We start from the raw sequence: 2,195 nt of genomic DNA, 5'->3' as shown, positions 1-2,195 counted from the left end.
TCCCTCGGAGGTGCTAGTATCGACAGTTAGGGCGATTTGATTTAATTCTTGTTGCAGATAACGGGCATTAGCCAACAAACCCACCTGTACTTTAGCCACGGAGACGGTTTCATAACCGGATTCTATCGTCATACCATTCTCGTCACTGCCTCCACCATTACGGAAAGCATTAACGAGGAAATTGGCAATAGCAAAAAAGATTAACAGAGAAATTAAGCCACCGCCACCACCACCCCAAAAGAAGGGTAAAAGGAAGGGAAAACCAATACCTCCACCGTAACCCGGGGAACTGTAACCACCACCTCTAGAAGGGCTAATACTGCGACTAGGGGCGCGAAAACTACCGCCCCCCATTCTACCCCCCGATGCCGCTAAAGCACTGGGAATAGAACCGAAAATCAGCGTTGTCACTAATCCCAGAACTAATAGCGGCTTGGCAAGCGATCGAACTTTAGTTAAAATTTTGTCAATCATAAGAACACCGAAGCAACCCTTTATTTACTAGCATAACCAGTTTCTCGCTCAGAGATAGACAAATCCCGAATAGGGATAACCGAATCAGTTATCAGTGATCAGTTATCAGTTAGAAGGTGTTGGGTATTGAGATTTTAGGGTTTTGGGGTTTTGGGGTTTTTTAGTTGAATTCCCCCATTCCCCCATTTCCCCATTCCCCCATTCCCCCATTCCCCCATTTCCCCAAATTTATGACTTGGAATTTCTCCCCTCCCACGGATTCGGACTTAGGCGATCGCGAAGTACCCTTAGAAAATCATCATCTCTGGGGTAAAAGGATTGCTTTACTGGTGACAGGAGGGATTGCGGCCATGAAAGCGCCGCTAATTGCCCGATCTTTGCGGAAATTCGGGGCCACAGTCGTGGCTTTTGTCTCGGAAGAAGCTTTAAGATACGTCACTAAGGAAGCTTTGGAATGGAGTACGGTTAATCCCGTAATTAGCCAATTAACGGCAAAAGCAGAACATTTAAGCGATCAATCTCCCTTTGATCTTTATTTAGTCGCTCCCGCTACCTATAACACCATTAATAAGTTTCGTTACGGAATCGCTGACGGAGTGATCACTTCATGCTTGGCCTCGGCCTTGGGACGACAGGAAAAGGGAAAAACTAAAATTCTGCTTGTCCCCACCATGCACGGCAGTTTACATAATGCTATTCTGAGCGAATCTTTGCAAACGCTTGATCGCTGGGGAGTTCAGATTATGCCACCCCGGGATGATTACGGTAAACACAATCTCCCCGGGGAAAAAGAGATTACCGTGGCAGCCTGTGGGATTCTCAGTAATTCTGTCCTGAAAAATATGCCGATTTTAGTCACTGGTGGACCCACACCCGTGATTATCGATAATATTCGTCGTTTAACCAATCGTTTTACCGGACAATTAGGGGCCGCTATTGCAGAAGAATTATACCTGCGCGGGGCCAAGGTGCAGTTAATCCACGGACGGGGCAGCTATACACCCCCCGCTTATTTACCCCATGAAATTATTGAAACTTATGACGAGTATCTAGGGAAGGTGATGGGAGAATTAGAGAGTAAAGATTATAAATTTGGCATTTTTTCGGCAGCAGTGGCAGATTATCGCTTAGAAAGCCCTTTTTCTGGTAAGATTCCCAGTGGAGGGCAGTTAAATCTTAATTTTGTGCCGACGGAAAAGGTGATTGACAAGGTGAGAGAAAATTTTCCCGATTTAGGGATGGTGACTTTCAAGTATCAGGAGGGAGTTAGTCAGGAGGAGTTACTGGAAATCGCCCGTAAACGCCTAGAAAAGGGCTATCAGGCCGTCATTGCTAATAGGGGTGAGGAAAAGGGCGATCAAGGGGAACAGGTGGCTTATTTGGTCACAAAAGCGGCATTGGGGAAATTTATCGGCAAAAAAGCGATCGCTATTGGCATCGCCGAATATTTAGAAGAGCGAGCCAAAAATGTTACAATCAAAAAAATTTAATATTTTTTAATATTAATTTGCAAAAATTTAGGGTAATACAGTCATGGGTAACATCAACTTCGTCAAAGAGAATAAGATCGTGGTAGCGGCAGATGGAGCGAATTTACGAGAGAAAGCAATCCAGAATGGCGTTGATATCTACACTTTTGGCGGTAAATTGATGAATTGTGGCGGTTACGGTCAGTGTGGTACTTGTATAGTGGCAATTGTCGAGGGGATGGAAAATCTCTC

At 45.0% G+C, this 2,195-nt stretch carries 3 protein-coding genes; 2 read left to right on the top strand and 1 reads right to left on the bottom strand.

The features are described from left to right. Positions 1-474, bottom strand: a 474-nt coding sequence (locus PX484_RS15075; RefSeq protein WP_288104508.1) for a DUF1517 domain-containing protein, incomplete at its 3' end; no start/stop codon positions are given. A 230-nt stretch (positions 475-704) separates the two neighbouring features. On the opposite strand from PX484_RS15075, the gene PX484_RS15070 reads away from it, so the two are divergent. After that, a complete protein-coding gene (locus PX484_RS15070) occupies positions 705-1,964 on the top strand; it encodes a phosphopantothenoylcysteine decarboxylase domain-containing protein (protein ID WP_288104505.1) in 1,260 nt (419 codons plus the stop codon). Between the two features lie 43 nt (positions 1,965-2,007). Next, positions 2,008-2,195 (top strand): 2Fe-2S iron-sulfur cluster-binding protein (locus PX484_RS15065; protein ID WP_288104502.1); only part of this gene is annotated, 188 nt, incomplete at its 3' end.

The sequence above is a fragment of the Microcystis sp. M49636_WE2 genome (assembly GCF_030065375.1).
Lineage (GTDB): Bacteria > Cyanobacteriota > Cyanobacteriia > Cyanobacteriales > Microcystaceae > Microcystis > Microcystis aeruginosa_C.
This window is presented reverse-complemented; position numbering and strand designations above follow the sequence as displayed.

Excerpts from the sequence above, each read along its gene's own strand:
- PX484_RS15070 (WP_288104505.1), top strand. The coding sequence starts at position 705 with ATGACTTGGAATTTCTCCCCTCCCACGGATTCGGACTTAGGCGATCGC.